Origin of the sequence: Micromonospora deserti (genome assembly GCF_003236335.1) — a bacterium.
GTDB lineage: Bacteria > Actinomycetota > Actinomycetes > Mycobacteriales > Micromonosporaceae > Micromonospora > Micromonospora deserti.
The window spans coordinates 1-20,867 of sequence record NZ_POUB01000090.1; the positions used below are offsets into that span (position 1 = coordinate 1).

Annotated in this window: 19 protein-coding genes and 1 pseudogene; 13 read left to right on the forward strand and 7 right to left on the reverse strand. The window is 72.5% G+C overall.

Annotation, left to right across the window (positions count from 1 at the left end; all coding sequences use genetic code 11):
• Positions 1 to 369 precede the first annotated feature (369 nt).
• From C1I99_RS15005 to serA, 4 genes are all read left to right on the forward strand, one after another.
• Positions 370 to 2,256: an acetolactate synthase large subunit gene (locus tag C1I99_RS15005; protein ID WP_111134842.1), complete on the forward strand. Its 1,887-nt coding sequence runs from the start codon at positions 370 to 372 to the stop codon at positions 2,254 to 2,256.
• Entirely contained in the window at positions 2,256 to 2,771 is a 516-nt protein-coding gene (gene ilvN / locus C1I99_RS15010; protein ID WP_088995589.1) for an acetolactate synthase small subunit, read from the forward strand. The genes C1I99_RS15005 and ilvN overlap by 1 nt, the downstream gene beginning before the upstream one ends.
• Positions 2,772 to 2,858: 87 nt before the next feature.
• Positions 2,859 to 3,872, forward strand: a complete 1,014-nt coding sequence (gene ilvC, locus C1I99_RS15015; RefSeq protein ID WP_111134843.1) for a ketol-acid reductoisomerase — start codon at positions 2,859 to 2,861, stop codon at positions 3,870 to 3,872.
• Between the two features lie 386 nt (positions 3,873 to 4,258).
• Positions 4,259 to 5,857, forward strand: a complete 1,599-nt coding sequence (gene serA, locus C1I99_RS15020; protein ID WP_111134844.1) for a phosphoglycerate dehydrogenase — start codon at positions 4,259 to 4,261, stop codon at positions 5,855 to 5,857.
• An 84-nt stretch (positions 5,858 to 5,941) separates the two neighbouring features.
• Here serA and C1I99_RS15025 read toward each other — a convergent pair whose 3' ends face one another.
• Positions 5,942 to 6,298: a hypothetical protein gene (locus C1I99_RS15025; RefSeq protein WP_111134845.1), complete on the reverse strand. Its 357-nt coding sequence runs from the start codon at positions 6,296 to 6,298 to the stop codon at positions 5,942 to 5,944.
• A 308-nt stretch (positions 6,299 to 6,606) separates the two neighbouring features.
• Positions 6,607 to 7,449: an FAD:protein FMN transferase gene (locus tag C1I99_RS15030; protein ID WP_111134846.1), complete on the reverse strand. Its 843-nt coding sequence runs from the start codon at positions 7,447 to 7,449 to the stop codon at positions 6,607 to 6,609.
• Positions 7,450 to 7,668: 219 nt separating this feature from the next.
• Between C1I99_RS15030 and C1I99_RS15035 the strand changes: the two genes are divergently transcribed.
• Positions 7,669 to 8,700, forward strand: coding sequence for a 3-isopropylmalate dehydrogenase (locus C1I99_RS15035; protein ID WP_111134847.1), 1,032 nt, complete (start codon positions 7,669 to 7,671; stop codon positions 8,698 to 8,700).
• A 241-nt stretch (positions 8,701 to 8,941) separates the two neighbouring features.
• On the forward strand, positions 8,942 to 10,039 hold the full coding sequence (locus C1I99_RS15040; protein WP_111134848.1) for a branched-chain amino acid aminotransferase: 1,098 nt from the start codon (positions 8,942 to 8,944) through the stop codon (positions 10,037 to 10,039).
• A gap of 78 nt (positions 10,040 to 10,117) precedes the next feature.
• On the opposite strand, the gene C1I99_RS15045 is transcribed toward C1I99_RS15040, so the two are convergent.
• The 4 genes from C1I99_RS15045 to C1I99_RS15060 form a co-directional block, all read right to left on the reverse strand.
• Positions 10,118 to 10,858 (reverse strand): tyrosine-protein phosphatase, encoded by a 741-nt coding sequence (locus C1I99_RS15045; protein ID WP_267897495.1) that lies wholly within the window; start codon positions 10,856 to 10,858, stop codon positions 10,118 to 10,120.
• A 59-nt stretch (positions 10,859 to 10,917) separates the two neighbouring features.
• A complete protein-coding gene (locus tag C1I99_RS15050) occupies positions 10,918 to 11,376 on the reverse strand; it encodes a PRC-barrel domain-containing protein (protein WP_111134858.1) in 459 nt (152 codons plus the stop codon).
• A 142-nt stretch (positions 11,377 to 11,518) separates the two neighbouring features.
• Entirely contained in the window at positions 11,519 to 12,049 is a 531-nt protein-coding gene (gene ahpD, locus C1I99_RS15055; protein WP_111134849.1) for an alkylhydroperoxidase, AhpD family, read from the reverse strand.
• A 2-nt stretch (positions 12,050 to 12,051) separates the two neighbouring features.
• Positions 12,052 to 12,612: a peroxiredoxin gene (locus C1I99_RS15060; RefSeq protein WP_111134850.1), complete on the reverse strand. Its 561-nt coding sequence runs from the start codon at positions 12,610 to 12,612 to the stop codon at positions 12,052 to 12,054.
• A gap of 337 nt (positions 12,613 to 12,949) precedes the next feature.
• Between C1I99_RS15060 and cimA the strand changes: the two genes are divergently transcribed.
• Positions 12,950 to 14,533, forward strand: coding sequence for a citramalate synthase (gene cimA, locus C1I99_RS15065; RefSeq protein ID WP_111134851.1), 1,584 nt, complete (start codon positions 12,950 to 12,952; stop codon positions 14,531 to 14,533).
• Here cimA and C1I99_RS15070 read toward each other — a convergent pair.
• Positions 14,506 to 15,551 (reverse strand): annotated as a pseudogene (locus C1I99_RS15070) (endonuclease/exonuclease/phosphatase family protein). The gene cimA and the pseudogene C1I99_RS15070 overlap by 28 nt on opposite strands.
• A 350-nt stretch (positions 15,552 to 15,901) precedes the next feature.
• Between C1I99_RS15070 and C1I99_RS15075 the strand changes: the two are divergent.
• From C1I99_RS15075 to C1I99_RS15100, 6 genes are all read left to right on the forward strand, one after another.
• Positions 15,902 to 16,408 carry a hypothetical protein gene (locus C1I99_RS15075; RefSeq protein ID WP_111134852.1) on the forward strand — a complete coding sequence of 169 codons (507 nt, stop codon included), beginning with the start codon at positions 15,902 to 15,904 and terminating at the stop codon, positions 16,406 to 16,408.
• Between the two features lie 166 nt (positions 16,409 to 16,574).
• Entirely contained in the window at positions 16,575 to 17,624 is a 1,050-nt protein-coding gene (locus C1I99_RS15080) for an AAA family ATPase (RefSeq protein WP_111134853.1), read from the forward strand.
• On the forward strand, positions 17,621 to 18,640 hold the full coding sequence (locus tag C1I99_RS15085) for a DUF58 domain-containing protein (RefSeq protein WP_111134854.1): 1,020 nt from the start codon (positions 17,621 to 17,623) through the stop codon (positions 18,638 to 18,640). The genes C1I99_RS15080 and C1I99_RS15085 overlap by 4 nt, the downstream gene beginning before the upstream one ends.
• A complete protein-coding gene (locus tag C1I99_RS15090; protein WP_111134855.1) occupies positions 18,637 to 19,596 on the forward strand; it encodes a VWA domain-containing protein in 960 nt (319 codons plus the stop codon). Before C1I99_RS15085 ends, C1I99_RS15090 begins: the two co-directional genes overlap by 4 nt.
• Before the next feature lie 43 nt (positions 19,597 to 19,639).
• Positions 19,640 to 20,503 carry a S1C family serine protease gene (locus C1I99_RS15095; protein WP_111134856.1) on the forward strand — a complete coding sequence of 288 codons (864 nt, stop codon included), beginning with the start codon at positions 19,640 to 19,642 and terminating at the stop codon, positions 20,501 to 20,503.
• A 111-nt stretch (positions 20,504 to 20,614) separates the two neighbouring features.
• On the forward strand, positions 20,615 to 20,867 hold a 253-nt coding region (locus tag C1I99_RS15100; RefSeq protein WP_111134859.1), incomplete at its 3' end, for a hypothetical protein.

Below are 20,867 nucleotides of genomic sequence, written 5' to 3' on the forward strand. Positions count from 1 at the left end.
CTTCTCCGCCGCCGCCCCGCCACCGCTGCGGCCGGGTGAGCGGGTGCCCGCACAGCGCCCGCCGGAGGTCGGGTCCGGGCAGGTCGCACCGGGTGCCGAGGCGTCCTGGATGGGGGAATCCGCCCGATCGGTTAACCAACATGTGGGATCAGTTGACTCATCGCGTGAGATGCGTCAGGCTTGACCGCATGTCGTCGTACCGGTCGCTGCGAGTACTTACCTGAGCGCACTCTCCCTCACCGAGAGTGCGCTGGCCCCGTGCATCCTGCACGAGGGCTTTTTTGTTGCCGTCGGACCCATCCGGCGCGGGTCCCGCCCGCGTTGCACCGCATGAAGCCCCACCCACTCCAGCCGAAGGCCTGAACCGCCATGACGAGACCCACGCCAGAGACACTCGCCCACTCCACCCGGCGGGCCCGCGCCGCCGCCGAGCCCGCGAGCGACGCCGACCACGCCGGCGCCGCCCGCGCCGCGGCCACCCCGGCCGTTCCGGGGGTACGCACACCCGCCTCGGCCCAGGTCTCCGGCGCCGGTTCGCTCGTGCGGTCGCTGGAGGCGCTCGGCGTCGACGTCGTCTTCGGCATCCCCGGTGGTGCGATCCTGCCCGCGTACGACCCGCTCTACGACTCCACCGTCCGGCACATCCTGGTGCGGCACGAGCAGGGTGCCGGGCACGCGGCCACCGGTTACGCGCAGGCGACCGGCCGGGTCGGGGTCTGCATCGCCACCTCGGGCCCGGGGGCGACCAACCTGGTCACCCCGATCGCCGACGCGTACATGGACTCGGTGCCGATGGTGGCGATCACCGGCCAGGTGGCGCGCCCGTCGATCGGCACGGACGCCTTCCAGGAGGCGGACATCCAGGGCATCACCCTGCCGATCACCAAGCACAACTTCCTGGTGCAGAGCGCCGAGGAGATCCCGCGGGTGCTGGCCGAGGCGTTCCACCTGGCCAGCACCGGCCGGCCCGGCCCGGTCCTGGTCGACATCCCCAAGGACGTCCTCCAGGCGCCCACCACCTTCGCCTGGCCGCCCACGCTGGACCTGCCCGGTTACCGGCCGACCCTGCACCCGCACGGCAAGCAGATCCGCGAGGCGGCCCGGCTGATGAGCAGTGCCCGCCGGCCGGTGCTCTACATCGGCGGCGGTGTGCTGAAGGCCGGCGCCACCGAGGGGCTGCGCAGGCTCGCCGAGCTGACCGGCATCCCGGTGGTCACCACGCTGATGGCGCTGGGCGCGTTCCCCGACTCGCACCCGCAGCACCTGGGCATGCCTGGCATGCACGGCACGGTCGCCGCGGTCTACGGCCTGCAGAAGGCCGACCTGATCGTGGCCCTGGGCGCGCGGTTCGACGACCGGGTCACCGGCCGGCTGGACTCGTTCGCCCCGGACGCGACGGTCGTGCACGCCGACATCGACCCGGCCGAGATCGGCAAGAACCGGCACGCGGACGTGCCGATCGTCGGCGACGCCCGGCACGTCATCGACGAGCTGATCGCGGCGGTGACCGCCGAGCAGGCGGCCGGCCGGCGCGCCGACGCCGCCGACTGGTGGACCCAGCTCGACGACCTGCGCAAGCGCTACCCGCTCGGCTACGAGGAGCCGGCCGACGGCACGCTCTCGCCGCAGTACGTGATCAAGCGGCTGGGCGAGATCGTCGGCCCGGACGCGATCTACGTGGCCGGGGTCGGCCAGCACCAGATGTGGGCCTCCCAGTTCATCTCCTACGAGAAGCCGTACACCTGGTTGAACTCCGGCGGTCTCGGCACGATGGGCTACGCGGTGCCGGCCGCGATGGGCGCCAAGGTCGGCAAGCCGGACACGGTGGTCTGGGCGGTCGACGGGGACGGTTGCTTCCAGATGACCAACCAGGAGCTGGCCACCTGCGCACTGGAGGGCATCCCGGTCAAGATCGCCCTGATCAACAACGGCAATCTCGGCATGGTGCGGCAGTGGCAGACCCTGTTCTACGGGGAGCGCTACTCCAACACCGACCTCGGCACCCACAAGCACCGCATCCCCGACTTCGTCAAGCTCGCCGAGGCGCTCGGCTGCGTCGGGCTGCGCTGCGAGAACGCCGAGGACGTCGACAAGACCATCGAGGCCGCGATGGCCATCAACGACGCCCCGGTGGTTATCGACTTCGTGGTCGGCAAGGACGCCATGGTGTGGCCGATGGTGGCCGCCGGCACCAGCAACGACGAGATCATGTTCGCCCGCGGCGTCCGCCCGGTCTTCGACGAGGATGACATCTGATGACCATGCACACCTTGAGCGTCCTGGTGGAGAACAAGCCGGGCGTCCTGGCCCGGGTCTCCGGCCTCTTCTCCCGGCGCGGCTTCAACATCGACAGCCTCGCCGTCGGCGAGACGGAGAACCCGGACGTCTCCCGGATCACTATCGTGGTCAACGCCGAGTCCTCCCCGCTGGAGCAGGTGACCAAGCAGCTCAACAAGCTGGTCAACGTGCTCAAGATCGTCGAGCTGGATCCGCAGGTCTCGGTCGCCCGTGAGTTGCTGCTGGTCAAGGTGCGTGCCGACCGCACGGCCCGGGCCCAGGTGCTGGAGACGGTCAACCTGTTCCGGGCCCGGGTGGTCGACGTGGCACCGGACACGCTGACCATCGAGGCCACCGGCACGCCGGACAAGCTCGACGCGCTGCTGCGCGACCTCGAACCCTTCGGAATCAAGGAAATGGTCCAGTCCGGGCTGGTGGCGATCGGGCGCGGCTCGCGTTCGATCACCGCCGGACCGGCCCTGCGGGCCGCCTGACCCACCCGCGGGACGGCCTGCGGGCCGCTCTACCCAACCGCACAGTCCACGACGGGCCGCCCGGGCCGCCGTACGAAAGGGAAGTTCATGAGCGTTGAGGTGTACTACGACGACGACGCCGACCTGAGCCTGATCCAGGGCAGGAAGGTCGCGGTGATCGGCTACGGCAGCCAGGGCCACGCCCACGCGCTGTCGCTGCGGGACTCCGGCGTCGACGTGGTGATCGGCCTGCCGGTCGGCTCGAAGAGCCGGCCCAAGGCCGAGGAGCAGGGCCTGCGGGTGGTCACCCCGGCCGAGGCGGCGGCCGAGGCCGACGTGATCATGATTCTGGCGCCGGACACCGCGCAGCGCGCGCTCTACGCCGAGTCGATCGCGCCGAACCTCGCCCCGGGCAAGGCGCTCTTCTTCGGCCACGGTTTCAACATCCGGTACGGCCTGATCAAGCCTCCGGCCGAGGTGGACGTGGCGATGGTCGCCCCGAAGGGTCCGGGTCACCTGGTCCGCCGCCAGTACGCCGACGGCAAGGGTGTGCCGTGCCTGGTCGCCGTCGAGCAGGACGCCAGCGGCACCGCGCTCGCGCTGGCCCTGTCGTACGCCAAGGGCATCGGGGGTACCCGGGCCGGCGCGATCAAGACCACCTTCACCGAGGAGACCGAGACCGACCTCTTCGGCGAGCAGGCGGTGCTCTGCGGCGGTGCGGCCGCGCTGGTGCAGACCGGGTTCGAGGTGCTCACCGAGGCCGGCTACGCGCCCGAGGTGGCGTACTTCGAGTGCCTGCACGAGCTGAAGCTCATCGTCGATCTGATGTACGAGGGCGGCATCGCCAAGATGCGCTACAGCATCTCCGACACCGCGGAGTACGGCGACCTCTCCCGTGGCCCGCGGGTCATCGACGCCCGGGTCAAGGAGGAGATGCGCAAGATCCTCGGGGAGATCCAGTCGGGTGAGTTCGCCCGCGAGTGGGTGGCCGAGGACGAGGCCGGCCGGCCGAACTTCACCAAGTGGCGGGCCGAGGGCGCGGCGCACCCGATCGAGGAGACCGGCCGGAAGCTGCGCGGCATGATGAGCTGGGTCGACCGCCCGATCACCGAGACCGCCTGATCTTCCACCCCGGCTGGCACCCGGGCCCGGCGCTCTCTCCGGCGTCGGGCCCGGGTGCCGGCGTTTCTCCGGTCACCGTCCCGCGAAGCCTCCGCGCGTCGCCGTGGCGGGCGGCCATCCGGTGGGGCCGTCCTCGGCGCTGGTCCGCCGCCGTGCCGGGCCCGGGGCGGGAGTTAGCCGACCTCCGTCGAACGATCGTTAACCCGCACGTCACACACGGTTTGTGAGGGCACTCACCCCACGCTCCGGGGCACGCCGACGGAACCGCCGCCTACGATCCCTGATAGGTGCGCAGCCGGCACCTGACGGCCATGGCACGGATCAGCGCAGGGCGCAGTGCGGCGTCCCGCCCCGGCCGACCGCTCTGACGACATCTACGAGGACCGATGAATCCTGTCGTACTGATCGCCGAAGAACTCGCTCCCGCCGCCATCGAGGTGCTCGCGCACGACTTCGACGTCCGCCACGTCGACGGCACCGACCGACCGGCCCTGCTCTCGGCGCTCTCCGAGGCCGACGCCGTCATCGTCCGCAGCGCCACCCAGATCGACGCCGAGGCGATCGCCGCCGCGCCGCGGCTGAAGGTGGTCGCCCGGGCCGGGGTGGGCCTGGACAACGTCGAGGTGCCGGCCGCCACCGCGCGGGGCGTCATGGTCGTCAACGCCCCCACCTCCAACATCGTCTCCGCCGCCGAGCAGGCCGTCGCGCTGCTGCTCGCGGTGGCCCGTAACACCGCCAGCGCCAGCGCGGCGCTGAAGGCGGGGGAGTGGAAGCGGTCCAAGTACACCGGCGTGGAGATCCAGGGCAAGACCGTCGGCGTGGTCGGCCTCGGCCGCATCGGCGTGCTGTTCGCGCAGCGGATCGCCGCCTTCGGCACCCGGCTGATCGCGTACGACCCCTACATCCAGCCGGCCCGCGCGGCCCAGCTCGGCGTGCGCCTGGTCGGCTTGGAGGAGTTGCTGCGGGAGAGCGACTTCATCTCCATCCACCTGCCGAAGACGCCGGAGACCGTCGGCCTGATCGGCGAGAAGGAGCTGGCCGTCGTCAAGCCGGGCGTCCGGATCGTCAACGCCGCCCGCGGTGGCCTGGTCGACGAGCAGGCCCTCGCCGACGCGATCGCCGAGGGCCGGGTGGCCGGCGCGGGCGTGGACGTCTACGCCAAGGAGCCGTGCACCTCCTCCCCGCTGTTCGCCTTCGACAACGTGGTGGCCACCCCGCACCTGGGCGCCTCCACCCACGAGGCGCAGGACAAGGCCGGCCTGGCCGTGGCGAAGAGCGTGAAGCTCGCGCTGCAGGGCGAGTTCGTGCCGGACGCGGTGAACGTGCAGGCCGGCGGCGTGGTCGCCGAGGACGTGCGGCCGCTGCTGCCGCTGGCCGAGAAGCTCGGCCGGGCCTTCACCGCCGTAGCCGGCGGGGTCGCCGCCAGTGTCACCGTCGACGTGCGCGGCGAGATCGTCAACCACGACGTGTCGGTGCTCAAGCTGGCCGCCACCAAGGGCCTGTTCAGCTCGGTGGTGGAGGAGCAGGTCACCTACGTCAACGCGCCGCACCTGGCCGCCGAGCGCGGGGTCGAGGTGTCGCTGGCCAGCCAGGCGGAGACGGTCGACCACCCCAACCTGGTCACCGTCCGTGGGGCGCTGCCCGACGGGCGTACGGTCAGCGTCTCCGGCACGGTGACCACAACCGGTGCCCGCGACGTCATCAAGCTGACCGAGGTCGACGGCTTCGACGTGGAGATCGGCGCGGAGGGGATCCTGGTCTTCCTCCGCTACGTCGACCGCCCCGGCGTGGTCGGCACCGTCGGCACGCTGCTCGGCGAGGCCGGCATCAACATCGCCGCGATGCAGGTGGCCCGCCGGGAGGCCGGTGGCGAGACGCTGATGACCCTCACCGTCGACCAGGCGCTCGGCGCCGACCTGCTCACCTCGGCGGCGGACTCGATCGGCGCGACCGCGGCCAGCGCCGCCGACCTGCGCGACGAGTAGTCCGCGCACACGGCACACCGGGGCCCGGCCGTCACGGCCGGGCCCTTCGCCGTCCCACCCGCGCCGCCTCGGCGGAGGGGAGCGTCAGCCGGTGATGTGCGACGGGGGCGGGTAGACCGACCCGTCCTGGGCGTCGAAGAGCATCAGGTGGTACTCGCCGGCCAGCCGCTCGATGTCGAGCAGCACCTGATCCTCGCAGGTCGGGTGCAGGTTTAACTCGACGTGGTCGTGGGCCGCGTGCAGCGGCGTGACCGCCCAGGGGGTGTTTGGGCCGGGGTGCCGGTCCGGGTACGTGGCGGTGATTGCCCGGTAGAACTGCACGACCCGTGGGTCCGGGTGGCGGTCGAGGTGCTGCCCCTGCCGGCACCGCCGCACCGCTGTCCGCACGTCCTCGGGTGTCGCCCCGTCCGCCAGGGCCCACACGCTCAGATCGAAACTCACGGCGGACAGCGTGCCATCCGTCGTTCACCATGTCGAAACTGCCCCGCCGTCACTCCGCCGCAATCCTGCCGCGACGGTCCGCTGTGGAGACTCTTGCGTCGAGTTGCGTCGATTCGCTAGCGTACCGGTGCGGTTACTGGCCGAGCTCGCGATGTGGGCCCGTCTTCGGGTGGCGAGGTCGACGTCCGGCCCGACCGGCCCGCACCCCTCGATTGCGCGAGCCACGCGCACTCGTCGCTGACCGGCCCTCACGGTCGTTGCCGAGACCGTGGGGGCCGATCGCGGTCCGCTCCGCCTTGCCGGTCGACTCAGCGGCGGTGGGCGAAGAGCACGCGGTAGTCCGACCCGGTGCGGAACCAGGCCAGCCCGGCCGGTCCGGCGGCGTAGAGCGCGGTCGCGTAGGCGTCGGCCACCGCGAGGTCCGGCCCGATCACGGTGGCGGCGGTCAGCTGGTCGGCCGGCTCTCCGGTGTGCGGGTCGACCACGTGCCCGTGCCGGCCGGTGACCCCCGAGGTGCCGACCGCACCGGCGGTCATCTCCAGCACCAGCGGCGCGCGCCGCTGGTCGGTCGGGTGGTGCACCGCCACCCGCCACGGCCCGCCGTGCGCCGCGTGGCCGCGTACCACCAGGTCGGCGCCGGTGAGCACGGCGTAGTCGTGGATGCCGGCGGCGCGCAGCCGGGCGGCGGCCCGCTCCACCGCCCACCCGCCGAGCAGCCCGCCCGGGTCGAATCCGCCCGGCACCGCCCAGGCGTCGAACCAGCCGTCGGTGGCCGCCCGCATCGCCGCACACCGGTCGACCAGGTCGGCCAGCGGGGAGTACGACTCGGGGCTGATCTCACCCCGGCGCAGCCGGGAGACCAGGCTCTCCGGCCGGACGGGCCCGTAGGTGAGGTCGATCGCGCGCAGCTCGGCGACGGCGTCCCGCAGCGCCTCGCCGACGCCCCGGCGGCCCAGCCATTCCGGTGCGTTGAGCAGCAGCGAGTACTCGGCGGTGGAGGTCCGTACGGTGTGCCGCACAGAGATCCGGTCGCCGGTCACCGAGTCGGCCCGGTCGACCCGGTGACTGCGGGTGCCGAGCCGCAGGTCCGGTCGCCGGCGGAAGGTCGCCTGGTCGACCCAACGGGTCCGTGGCTGCTCGTCGATCCGCATCGCACCTGCTCCCTCGCTGACGTGGGCGCGCCGTCGCGCCACCCGTCACGGGCCCCCGCGACCCGTTCGTCATCACGCTAGGCAGCGGAGATGACCGCAGCATGAATCTCACCTGGGAGGGTCCTGTGCATCTCCGTTCCCGCATCATGGAAGATCCGTACCGGGAGGCGGGACGGCGGCGTACCGTCGGGAAGACGGCGAGGCGAAGGAGCACAGGACGTGGCACGGATCGCGGTGGTGGCCGGGGACGGAATCGGTCCCGAGGTGGTCGCGCAGGCCCGCAAGGTCGTCGACGCCGTACTCCCGGGGGTGGAGGCCACCGAGTACGACCTGGGCGCCGCCCGCTACCACCGGACCGGCGAGGTGCTGCCCGACTCCGTCCTGGCCGAGCTCGCCGGGCACGACGCGATCCTGCTCGGCGCGGTCGGCGACCCCAGCGTGCCGCCCGGGGTGCTGGAGCGGGGCCTGCTGCTCAAGCTCCGCTTCGCCTTCGACCAGTACGTCAACCTCCGCCCGTCCAGGCTCTGGGCCGGCACGGCGGGACCGCTGTCCAGTGTGAAGCCCGGCGAGGTCGACCTGGTGGTGGTGCGGGAGGGCACCGAAGGGCTCTACGCCGGCGCCGGGGGCGCGCTGCACCGGGGCACCCCGGCCGAGATCGCCACCGAGGAGAGCCTCAACACCCGGCACGGGGTGGAGCGGGTGATCCGGGACGCGTTCGCCCGGGCCCGGCGCCGGGAGCGGCGCAAGGTCACCCTGGTGCACAAGACCAACGTGCTCACCCACGCCGGTTCGCTCTGGTCGCGCACCTTCGAGGCGGTCGCCGCCGAGCACCCGGACGTCACCACGGAGTACCAGCACGTGGATGCGGCGGCGATGTTCCTGGTCACCCAGCCCCAGCGGTACGACGTGGTGGTCACCGACAACCTCTTCGGCGACATCCTCACCGACATCGCCGCGGCGGTCACCGGCGGGATCGGTCTGGCGGCCAGCGGCAGCATCAACCCGGACGGGGCGTACCCCTCGATGTTCGAGCCGGTGCACGGCTCGGCACCGGACATCGCCGGTCGCGGCCTCGCCGACCCGGTCGCGGCCGTGCTCTCCGCCGCCCTGCTGCTCGACCAGCTCGGCCACGCCGACGCCGCGGCCCGGGTCACCGCCGCGGTCGGCGCGGAGCTGGCCGGGCGCACCGCGGGCGTACCGCTGCGCACCGCCGAGGTGGGCGACCGGCTGGCCGCCCACGCCGCCGGCTGAACGACCGGCGCGGGTCCACCCTGCCCCGTCGGCCTCCGGTCGCCGGCCCGACCCGGGTCGGAACGACCATCCCCGCCGGCTTCTTCCGCAGCCCGCACGCGGCCGGCAGCCCATCCACCCGGGCGGCACCGGTACGCCCGGGCGGAGCTACCCGCTGAACGACCGTTCGGGGTAAGTTTCTCGCACCAGTTTTCTCGGCATGCGGACCGTGTGCCGTCCGTCCCGCAGGGAGGTCAGCGCGATGAGCGGTGGTGACAAGCTCGACTTCGAGATCCGTCCGAATCCCGCGCCGGTATCCGTCGCCGACCGGGCCGCCCTGCTGGCCAACCCCGGATTCGGTCGGGTCTTCACCGACCACATGGTGACCATCCGGTACGCCGACGGCAAGGGCTGGTACGACGCCCGCGTCGAGGCGCGGGCGCCGATCCCGATGGATCCGGCCGCCGCGGTGCTGCACTACGCGCAGGAGATCTTCGAGGGGATGAAGGCGTACCGCACCGGCGACGGTGGGGTCACCATGTTCCGCCCGGAGGCCAACGCCGCCCGGTTCGCCGCCTCCGCCCGGCGGATGGCGATGCCGGTGTTGCCGGAGCAGACGTTCGTCGACTCGCTGCACCGGCTCATCGAGATCGACCGCGACTGGATCCCGGAGGGCGAGGACGGCAGCCTCTACCTGCGTCCGTTCATGTTCGCCAGCGAGGTCTTCCTCGGGGTCCGGCCGGCCAACGAGTACCTCTACCTGGTGATCGCCTCACCGGTCGGGGCGTACTTCACCGGCGGGGTGAAGCCGGTGACGGTCTGGGTCTCCCCGGACTACACCCGGGCCGCGCCCGGCGGCACCGGCGCGGCCAAGTGCGGCGGCAACTACGCCGCCTCGCTGGTGGCCCAGGCCGAGGCGATCGAGCACGGCTGCGACCAGGTGGTCTTCCTCGACGCGGTGGAGCGCCGGTACGTCGACGAGCTGGGCGGCATGAACGTCTTCTTCGTCTACGACGACGACAGCGTGGTCACCCCGCCGCTGACCGGCACGATCCTGCCCGGCATCACCCGCGAGTCGGTGCTCGCCCTGGCCGCCGACGCCGGGCACCGGGTCGAGGAGCGCCCGGTGAGCTTCGCGGAGTGGCAGGCCGACGCGGCGAGCGGCCGGTTGCGCGAGGTCTTCGCCTGCGGCACCGCGGCCGTGATCACGCCGATCGGGCAGGTGCGCTTCCCCGACGGCGAGTTCCTGATCGGCGGTGGCGACCCCGGCCGGGTCACCATGTCCCTGCGTCAGAAGCTGGTCGACCTCCAGCGGGGCCGGACGTCCGACCCGCACGGCTGGGTCCACCGGGTCTGCTGACCCGCTGCTCACCCGCCCCCGCGCCCGCCCGGCGTGGGGGCGGTGCCGCATCCCCTGAACGGGTCCCGGGTTCCGTAGTCAGGCCAGCAGGTGGTCGCGGAGGGCGGTGAGCTGGGCGTCGGTGACACCGGCGTGGCGGAGGTAGCCCGCCACCGACCCGTGACCCGTGCGCAGTTCGGCGAGGAAGAGCACCATCGCCTCCGCCGGCGAGGCGAGGAACGCCGGCGGCAGTTCCTCCGCCGCCGGCATGGTGGCGGCCACCCAGGCGCTGAACCGCTGCGACGCCTCGGTGCTCAGCGCGTAGTCCTCGGCGATCGTGGCGTCGTCGACGCCGAGCACGGCGAGGGTGAGCGCGCAGACGATCCCGGTCCGGTCCTTGCCCGCGACGCAGTGCACCACCACCGGGGTGTTGGCCGAGTCGGCGATCAGCCCGACCGCCTCGGCCAGCCCGGCGGTGCCGGTCTCGGCGAGGTCGGCGTACCGGTCGGCGAGGTAGCGGGCCAAACTGGTCCCCGACCGGTAGGGCCGCTCGTCCCACTCCGCGTGCTCGGGGTGAATGTGCCGCCAGGTCATCCCGTCGAAGTCGGGGACCCGGCCGTCGCGCTCGACCTCGTACGGGCGGCGCAGGTCGATGACGGTCCGGATGCCGAGGGCGGCGAACGCCTCCCGGTCCGTCTCGTCGATCCGGTGCAGGGAGTCCGAGCGGTAGAGCCGGCCCCACCGTACGCTCCGCCCGCCGTGGCCCGGGTAGCCGCCGACGTCGCGGAAGTTGAACATCGCGGAGAACGGGATCCTGCGGTTGACCTCAATGGCGTCCACCCTGACACGGTAACGGCCGGTGGGGCGTAACCCCACCGGCCGTCGAACAGGATCAACCGTTACCTGGCGGTACCCGGGGGGATGGCCGAGTAGGTTTCGCCGTAGTAGCCGCCGAGCTTGTCCCGGTAGGCCGGGTCGGTGTCGGCGGTCTCGTCGTACTCGGGCGCGGCCTTGATCTGGTCCTTGCTCCGGTCGACGTAGACCTTCCGCTCGTCGTGGTCGACGTGGTTGACGGTGCCGGCCGGGATCGTGACCTTCCTGCCGAAGATCCACGGGCCGGTGTCCACCACGAGGTAACTGGAGTTGACCTCGTGGCTGGCCTGGTCCACCTTGCCGATGGCGCCGTCACTCGCCTCCACCTTGTAGCCCGCCAGGTCGACGCCGGTCACCCCGGCCTCGTCCCGGTAGCGCCACGGGTCGAAGGTGCCGCCGGGCGTGACACCCGGGACGGCGCCCTGTCCACCGTGCATGAGCGGGTCCGGCGTCCCGTGGGTCGTTCGAGGGTCGAGCCGCTCCATGGCGTTCACTCCTCTACTCGACTGATCGGGGATTGGTGCCCTCTCCGGCCCTTGGTACCCGGTTGCCGAGGTCGCTACACCCGAGGTCGCTACTGCCGAGATCGCCGCACCCGGGACCGCCGCACCCGCCCGTGCCGGTCCGTCAGGCCAGTGCCGCCTGGGCGTCCAGGGCGACCGCGGCGGCGTGCACGACGGCGGCGATCCGCAGCCCCTCGTGCACCTGGTCGCGGCTGAGGCCGGCGGTGCGCAGCGTCTTCTCGTGGGACTCCAGGCACACGCCGCAACCGGTGATCGCCGAGACGGCGAGGCACCAGAGCTCGAAGTCGGCCTTCTCCACGCCCGGCCTGGCGATGATCTGCATCCGCAGCCGGGCCGGGATCGACTGGTACTGCTCGTCGCCGATCAGGTGCTTGGCCCGGTAGTAGACGTTGTTCATCGCCATGATCGTGCCGGCGCCCTTGGCCGCCTCGACGGCCTCCGGCTTCAGGTGGTCGGCGGCCTCGCCGGCGATCTCCTTCAGCACCACCGGGTTGCGCGCGGCGACCGCACAGGCCAGGGCGGTGCCCCAGACCTGGACCGGGCTCAGCGTGCTGGTGCCGATGGTCGAGCCGAGGTTGAGCTTGATGTCCTTGGCGTACTCGGGCAGAGCCGCCTTGACCGCGTCCAGACCCATGCTCAGGCCTCGGCCCCGGCGAGGAGCGCGGTGGCGTCGAGGGTCTCGCCGCCCTTGTTCCAGTTGCAGGGGCAGAGCTCGTCGGTCTGCAGCGCGTCGAGCACCCGCAGCACCTCGGAGACGTTCCGGCCGACCGAGCCGGCGGTCACCATGGCGAACTGGATCTCGTTGTCCGGGTCGACGACGAAGGTCGCGCGCTGGGCCACGCCGTCCTCGCCGAGCACGCCGCAGGCGCTGGTCAGCTCGCGCCTGATGTCGCTGAGCATCGGGAAGGGCAGCTCCCGCAGGTCCGGGTGGTCCTTGCGCCAGGCGTAGTGGACGTACTCGTTGTCGACCGACACGCCGAGCACCTGGGCGTCGCGGTCGGCGAACTCGCCGTTGAGCCGGCCGAATTCGGCGATCTCGGTGGGGCAGATGAAGGTGAAGTCCTTCGGCCAGAAGAAGACCACGCGCCACTTGCCCTCGTGGGACTTGTGGTTGATCGTCTCGAACGCCTGGTCGGCGTCCAGCGACACGCAGGCGGTGAGTTCGTACTCGGGGAAGCGGTCACCGACAGTGAGCACAGGTCCTCCTTGACAGCGGCACGAGGCCGGTAACTGGATCGGTTCCAGATACTTCCGCAGCCTTGTTTCCGCCGGATAGCGGTGGGGGGACTTGTGAAGTCGATCACGAGCGGACGGTTCTGCCGGCGTGGTCGTGCCCCGTGCGGTATCGCAACCCTGCGTCACCGTCCCGCCATGTGGATTGTGCCTCCCAAAACCCGGGTCCGGGTGGCAGAGTACCGATCGTGACCAGCACCGTCCTGATTATTGGCACCTAGCGCGCCGGCCTCCCCTCCGCCGAGCGCGCAGACCTCCCGCATCCCGCGGGGGGTCTTTTTGTTGCTCTGAAAGGAACCTCATGACGTACCAGGTCTACGACACGACCTTGCGCGACGGCGCCCAGCGCGAGGGGGTCAGCTACTCGGTGGTCGACAAGCTCGCGGTGGCCCGGCTGCTGGACGAGTTCGGGGTCGGCTTCATCGAGGGCGGATGGCCGGGTGCCGTGCCGAAGGACACCGAGTTCTTCCGCCGCGCCCGTACCGAACTCGACCTGAAGCACGCGCTGCTGGTCGCGTTCGGCGCCACCCGCCGGGCCGGCGTGGCGGTGGCCGACGACCCGCAGGTGCGCGGCCTGCTCGACGCGCGGACCCCGGCGGTCGCCCTGGTCGCCAAGGCCGACCTGCGACACGTGGAACGGGCACTGCGCACCACCGCGGCGGAGAATCTCGCGATGATCCACGACACCGTGGCGTACCTGGTCGCCGAGGGACGGCGGGTCTTCGTCGACGGGGAGCACTTCTTCGACGGGTACCGGCACGACCCCGGGTACACCAGCGCCGTGGTGGAGACCGCGCTCGCCGCCGGCGCCGAACGCTTCGTGCTCTGCGACACCAACGGCGGGATGCTGCCGTCCCAGGTGACCGCCGCCATCACCGACCTCACCGCGCGGACCGGTGTCGGCCCGGAACTGCTCGGCATCCACTGCCAGAACGACACCGCCTGCGCGGTGGCCAACACCGTCGCCGCCGTGGAGGCCGGTGTGCGCCACTTCCAGGGCACCGCCAACGGCTACGGCGAGCGTCCCGGCAACGCGGACCTCTTCGCGGTCGTCGCCAACCTCCAGCTCAAGCTCGGGCTGCCCGTCCTACCGGAGGGCTGCCTGGCGCAGATGGTGCGGGTCTCCCACGCCATCGCCGAGATCGCCAACATCGCACCCGACACCCACCAGGCATACGTCGGGGCCGCCGCCTTCGCCCACAAGGCGGGGCTGCACGCGAGCGCGATCAAGGTGGATCCGCTGCTCTACAACCACGTGGACCCACAGGTGGTGGGCAATGACATGCGGATCCTGGTCACCGAGATGGCCGGCCGGGCCAGCATCGAGCTCAAGAGCCGCGAGCTCGGGCTGGACCTGGCCGGCCATCCGGAGACGCTGTCGAAGGTGACCAGCCGGGTCAAGGAGCTGGAGGCCGGCGGCTGGTCGTTCGAGGCCGCCGACGCCTCGTTCGAGCTGCTGGTCCGCTCCGAGTTGCCGGGCGCCGCCCCGGCCCGGCCGTTCGCGCTGGAGTCGTACCGGGTGCTGGTCGAGCACCGCGAGGACGGCGCGGTGGTCTCCGAGGCCACCGTCAAGATCCGGGTACGGGGTGAGCGGGTGATCGCCACCGCGGAGGGCAACGGCCCGGTCAACGCCCTCGACGAGGCGCTACGGGTCGGGCTGGCCCGGCACTACCCGGAGCTGCGCGACTTCGAGCTGGCCGACTACAAGGTGCGGATCCTGGAGGGCAGCCACGGCACCGGCGCGGTGACCCGCGTGCTGGTCGAGACCGCCGACGGCGCCGGCCGGGACTGGACCACGGTGGGCGTGCACCCGAACGTCGTCGAGGCGTCCTGGCACGCCCTGGTGGACGCCCTTACCTACGGCCTCTCCCGGGCCAGGGTCTGAGCCGGTCCGGGGAGGCGGAGGGCGGCCAGGACGGGACGGTGGTCGCTGCCGGGCAGCGGGTGCACCTCGACCGCGCGTACGGCGATGCGGCGGTCCACCAGCACGTGGTCGATGGCCACCGGTGGGATCAGATCCCCGTCGTAGGGGCCCCAGGTGCCGGTCAGCCCCGCGCCGACGGCGTCCGCCGCGTCGACGTACCCGGTTCGCAGCAGGGCGCGCAGCGGGGCGTGGTCGAGGGTGGCGTTGAAGTCGCCGGCGAGGATGCGCAGGCCGCCGTCGGGGGTGGCCGGCGGCTGCGCGGCCAGGTCGGTGCGCCAGTAGCCGAGCTGGTCCACCGCGTAGGGCGCCGCCGGGTGCGCCGACTCGACGCGGACCGGCGGCGCGCCCGGGATGGTCACCGTGCCGTACGCCTGGGTGAAGCCCCAGGCGCCGCGGTGCCGCCGGACGCCGACGTCGCTGATGGGGAAGCGGGCGTAGAGCCCGGAGCCGGGCGTGCCCGGCTCCGGGTTGAGCTGGCGGTACCCAGCAGCCGGTCGAGGCCGAGCCGGTCCATCCGCGCCTGCGCGTCGGGGGTGAACTCCTGCACGGCCAGCACGTCGACCCGGTGCGTGCGGACCAGATCGACCAGGGTCCGCGCGTCGGCCGCCCCGGCGAGCAGGTTGGCGGTGAGCAGCCGGACGGTAGGCCCGGTCGCCGCCGGCGGCGCCGAGGCCAGTGCCCGGGGCGCCACGACGGCGACCAGCGCCAGCGCGGTCACCGCCGCGACCACCGCGGGCCGGCGCTGTCGCAGGGCGAGCGCGAGCACCAGCGGCACCAGGCTCCAGGCGGCGACGTACGGCGTGAACGCGAGCAGCTGCACCAGCGGCCCCCGCTCCAGGCCGGGGAGGCGGACGGCGACCCAGGCGACGCCGGGCGCGACGGCGAGCCAGCAGAGTGCCGGCCGTAGCCGTAGCCGTAGCCGTAGCCGCAGCCGCAGCCGGTGCGGAGCCGCCGGTCGTGGCGTGGCCTCGGTGATCACGGATGGAGACTAGCCGCCCGGCGGACGCGCCGGTGACCGCCATTCGTGAATGGCCAAGGGTTCGTCTTTCGCAATTCTTCGGCACGGCGACACGCCTCGTAAAATGCTGATCGGCTATTGACGCCTAGCTTTTTTCGATGCTACGTTCCATCTGGTTGAGACGTCGAAACCCTGAGTAGTTATACCTGCTCAACACGGGTGTGATTAGTTGAGTTGGCAGCCGCTGAGGTGCGGTCGAATCTGTTGATCCGATGGTTGCGGCTCATTGTCCACGCGTTCGGAAAAGGATCGGGCTGTCCCGCCGGATGCGGGCCGGCCCGGTCACCACGGTCACAAAAGGGAGACCTGTCATGACCACAATCCTCAGACGCAAGGCAGTGGCGGTGGCGTTCGCCGTCCTGGCCCTCACCCTGGCCGGCGGTGGGGTCGCCGTCGCCCAGCCTCCGGCGAAGGCTCCCGGCGAGGTCGCCCAGCCGGCCCGCCGGGGCGACAGCCAGCCGCCGGTGACGGCGGAGTCGGCCCGCAAGGCGAAGGCGGCGCTCGCCCAGGGTGCCCGGACGGCCGCCGTGAACGGCACGATCTTCGCCACCGTCGTCAACGCCAACGGCACCAAGGCCCGGGGCGACGGCACCGTGATCAAATACGGCGCCGGGCAGTACGAGGTGCAGTTCGCCTCCACCGTCACCTCCGGCGTCTTCGTCGCGACCATCGGCCGGCCGGACTCCTGCTGCGTCCCACCCGCCGGTGAGGTCTCGGTGGCGAACCGGCTCGGCACGCCGAACGCGGTCTTCGTGCAGACCCGCAACTCGGCCGGCGCCGCCGCGGACCTGCCGTTCCACCTCGTCGTGCACCTCTGACCCCCGCCGGGGAAGCCGGCCCTCCCGCGAGACGGGAGGGCCGGCTTTCTCCGGTTCCTGCCGTCCCGAGGGGTTCGGCGGCCGTCGTGCCGCCTGGCGGGGTATGGGCTCCCCACTGCGGGATATTCCGACGTTTGTCCGACCGCCGCCACGGGAAGCAAGCACCGTGACGGACATCTCGGACACCTTGGCCAGCGCGCCCACCGCGGTCGGTCCCGACGCGACCGGCGCCGAGCTGGAACAGACCCTCTTCGAGGTCAAACGCGTGATCGTCGGGCAGGATCGGCTCGTCGAGCGGCTGCTGACCGCCCTCGTCGCCGACGGGCACTGTCTGCTGGAGGGCGTGCCGGGAGTGGCCAAGACCCTCGCGGCGCAGACCCTCGCCACCGTGGTCGGCGGCACCTTCTCCCGGATCCAGTTCACCCCCGACCTCGTCCCGTCCGACATCGTCGGCACCCGGATCTACCGGGCGTCGAAGGAGACCTTCGACATCGAGTTGGGCCCGGTGATGGCCAACCTGGTGCTCGCGGACGAGATCAACCGGGCCCCGGCCAAGGTGCAGTCCGCCCTGCTGGAGGCGATGGCCGAGCGGCAGGTCTCCATCGGCGGGCGCAGCTACCGCGTGCCGGCCCCGTTCCTGGTGCTCGCCACCCAGAATCCGATCGAGTCGGAGGGGGTCTACCAGCTGCCGGAGGCGCAGCGCGACCGGTTCCTCATGAAGATCGTGGTCGACTACCCGAGCGACGCCGACGAACTGGCCATCCTCTACCGGATGAGCGCCGACCGGCCCAGCGCCCGCCGGGTGCTCGACCCGAAGCGGCTGCTCGACCTGCAGAACCGGGCCGCCCGCGTCTTCGTGCACCACGCCATCGCGGAGTACGTGGTCCGGCTCATCCTCGCCACCCGCGACCCGGGCCGGTTCGGGCTGGCGGAGCTCGCCCCGCTGCTCGCGTACGGCGCGAGCCCCCGGGCCACCCTCGGGCTGGTGGCCGCCGCCCGGGCCCAGGCGCTGCTGCGCGGCCGCGAGTACGTGCTGCCCGAGGACATCCGGGAACTGGCCGTGGACGTGCTGTCCCACCGGCTCGTGCTCTCCTTCGACGCGGTCGCCGACGGGGTGAGCGCCGAGGCGCTGGTCCGGCGCCTGGTCGAGGCGGTGCCGCCGCCGCGGATCGCCAACGGCCACCCCGAGCAGGCGGCCGATCTGGCGGCGGCATGAGGTGGCGCGCGGCGACCACGCCGGCGCCCGCGCCGGCCGACCCGGGCCTGGGCGACCTGACCCCCGACCAGCGGCTGCGCCGGCTGGAGCTGACCGTCACCCGCCGGCTCGACGGCCTGCTGCACGGGCAGTACCGCGGCCTGCTGCCCGGGCCGGGCAGCGAGGCCGCCGGCAGCCGGGAATACCGCCCCGGTGAGGACGAGGTACGCCGGATGGACTGGGCGGTGACCGCCCGCACCACCGTGCCGCACGTGCGCGAGGTCGAGGCCGACCGGGAGCTGACCACCTGGCTGCTGGTCGACGCCAGCCCCAGCATGGAGTACGGCACCGCCGAGCTGGACAAGCGTGAACTGTCCGTGGCGGCCGTCGCCGCGGTCGGCTTCCTCACCGCCGGCGTCGGCAACCGGCTCGGCGCCACCGTGCTCGCCCCGGGCGGGCTGCGGCGCTTCCCCGCCCGCAGCGGGCGTACCCACCTGCTCGGGCTGCTCCGGGCGCTGCTCGGCGCCCCCCGGGGCGGGGACGACCGGCGGAACCGGCCGCCCGCCGGACCCGATCTGGCCGACGGGCTGGCCGCCGTGCACCGGATCGCCCGGCGGCGGGGCCTCGTGGTGGTGGTCTCGGACTTCCTCGACGGCCTGCCGGACGACCCCGAGGACGAGCCGCCCTGGGAACGCGACCTGCGCCGGCTCGCGGTACGCCACCAGGTGCTCGCGATCGAGGTCATTGACCCGCGAGAGCTGGAGCTGCCGGACGTGGGCCTGATCACCCTGACGGACCCGGAGACCGGCCGCCGGCGGGAGGTCTGGACCGGCGACCCCGGGCTGCGTCAGCGGTACGCGGCCGCCGCGGCCGTCCAGCGCGAGCAGGTACGCCAGGCGCTGCGCCGCAGCGGCGCCAGTCACCTCCCACTACGGACCGACCGGGACTGGAGCGCCGACATCGTGCGGCACGTGCACGCCCAGCGCCGGCCCGCGGCGGCTCCCGCCGCCGAAGCCACCCGGGGAGGTGTCGGGTGATCTGGCAGTCCCCCGTCCGGCTGTGGCTGCTGCTCGGGGTGCTCGCCCTGGCCGTCGGCTACCTGATGATGCAGCGCCGGCGCAGCCGGTACGCGGTCCGCTTCACCAACCTGCGGCTGCTCGACCGGGTGGCGCCTGATCGGCCGGCGTGGCGGCGGCACGTGCCGGCCGGCCTCTTCCTGGTCATGCTGGCGCTGCTGGTGGTCGGCTACGCCCGCCCCACCGCCGAGGTCCGGGTGCCCCGGGAGCGGGCCACCGTGATGGTGGCGGTGGACGTCTCCACCTCGATGCTGGCCGGCGACGTGGATCCGGACCGGCTCAGTGCCGCCAAGGAGTCGGCGAGGCGGTTCGTCGACGGGCTGCCCGACGAGTTCAACGTCGGGCTGGTCGCCTTCGCCGGCAGCGCGGCGGTGCTGGTGCCGCCGAGCACCGATCGGGAGGCGCTGCACGAGGGGATAAAGCGGCTGGCGGAGGGCGCCACCGGGGTGCAGGGCACGGCGATCGGCGAGGCCATCAGCACCGCGCTGGGCGCGGTGAAGGGCTTCGACAGCCGGGCGGAGAAGGATCCGCCCCCGGCCCGGATCATCCTGCTCTCCGACGGCGCGAACACCTCCGGGATGGATCCGATGGAGGCCGCCGCCGACGCCGTCGCGATGGAGGTGCCGGTACACACCATCTCGTTCGGCACGCCGGGCGGCTTCGTCGATCGGGGCGGGCGGCCGATCCAGGTGCCGGTGGACGGGCAGACCCTGCGTGCGGTCGCCGAGGAAACCGGCGGCGGGTTCCACGAGGCCAGCACCTCCGACGAGCTGCGGGCGGTCTACGAAGACATCGGCACCTCGGTCGGCTACCGCACGGAGCGGCAGGACGTCTCGGCCCGGTTCATCGGCCTCGGACTGGTGTTCGCGATGGGCGCGGCGTTCGGCTCGATGCGCTGGTTCTCCCGACTGCCCTGAACGCGTACGGCCACCGCCGGACGAACATGTGAGGAGCGTACGTATGGCAGTGCAGACCGGGTTGGGCGAGCCGCGCGGGCCCTGGTTCATCTCACCGGAGCTGGACCCGGATGGCCGGGGCCGGTGGGACGTGGGGGGATCGGGCCGGGACCCGGCGGAGCGCCGCTGGCGCGGCCGGCTGCTCGCCGCCCTGGCGGTGGTGGCTCTCTCCACCGTCTCCGGCGCCGCGGCGGGCGGCTTCGTGGCCAGCCGGGACGGAGAGGCCGGCGCGCCGGCGGCCTCGGCCGCGCCGGTCCCGGCCGAGTTGGTGACCGCGGCGCAGAAGACCGTTCCCGGGGTGGTCTCCGTGCTGGTGGGCGGGGCCGGTGGCGCGTCCGCGAACGGGTCCGGCTTCGCCGTGGACGACCGGCAGCACATCATCACCAACGACCACATCCTGGCGCGGGGGCGCAACGGCTCGGTCACTGTGGAGCTGCCCGACGGGCGGCGGTTCGCCGCGGAGGTGGTCGGCCGGGAGCCGCGTAGCGACCTCGCGGTGCTCAGGGTGCCGCCGTCGGCCGGGCTGGCGCCGCTGCCGCTGGCCAAGCCGGGCTCGACCCGGGTCGGCGAGCCGGTGCTGGCGGTCGGCTCCCCGCTGGGGCTGTCCGGCACCGTCACCGCCGGCATCGTCAGCGCCGTGGACCGGCAGGTACGCCTCGGCGACAACCGGCACACGGCGGTGCAGACCGACGCCTCGATCAATCCCGGCAACTCCGGTGGGCCGCTGGTCAACGCGCGTGGCGAGGTGATCGGGGTGAACACCGCGATCGCCACCATCGACGGCAACGGCTCGATCGGCATCGGCTTCGCCATCCCGATCGAGCAGGTCCAGCAGACCGCCGACACGATCATCGGCAAGGGCGGCTGAGCCTGCGGAGCGTGACCGCCCGATTACGCTCAGAACGGGGGAACTGTCGGATTTCTGGCGTGAAATGATCGGGGCATGGAAATATTACGCTGAGTATGGATACTGACGTGGGTGGAGCGTCCTCTCATCATGGTCCTCCTGCTGGTGGGCCTGATCATCGGATCCGGTGTGGGATCGGCGTACGCCCGCGCGCGGCGCGGATGGGCCGACTACCAGACCGCCAAGAAGACCGTGCCCGGCGCCCGGCGCGCGGCGTGGCTGCTGATCAAGGTGGTCACCACGAAGGTCGGGGTGATCGCCCTGCTGCTGGTCGGGGCCGTCGCGTACGCCGCGGTGGGCTCCGACGAGGAGCAGGGCGATCACC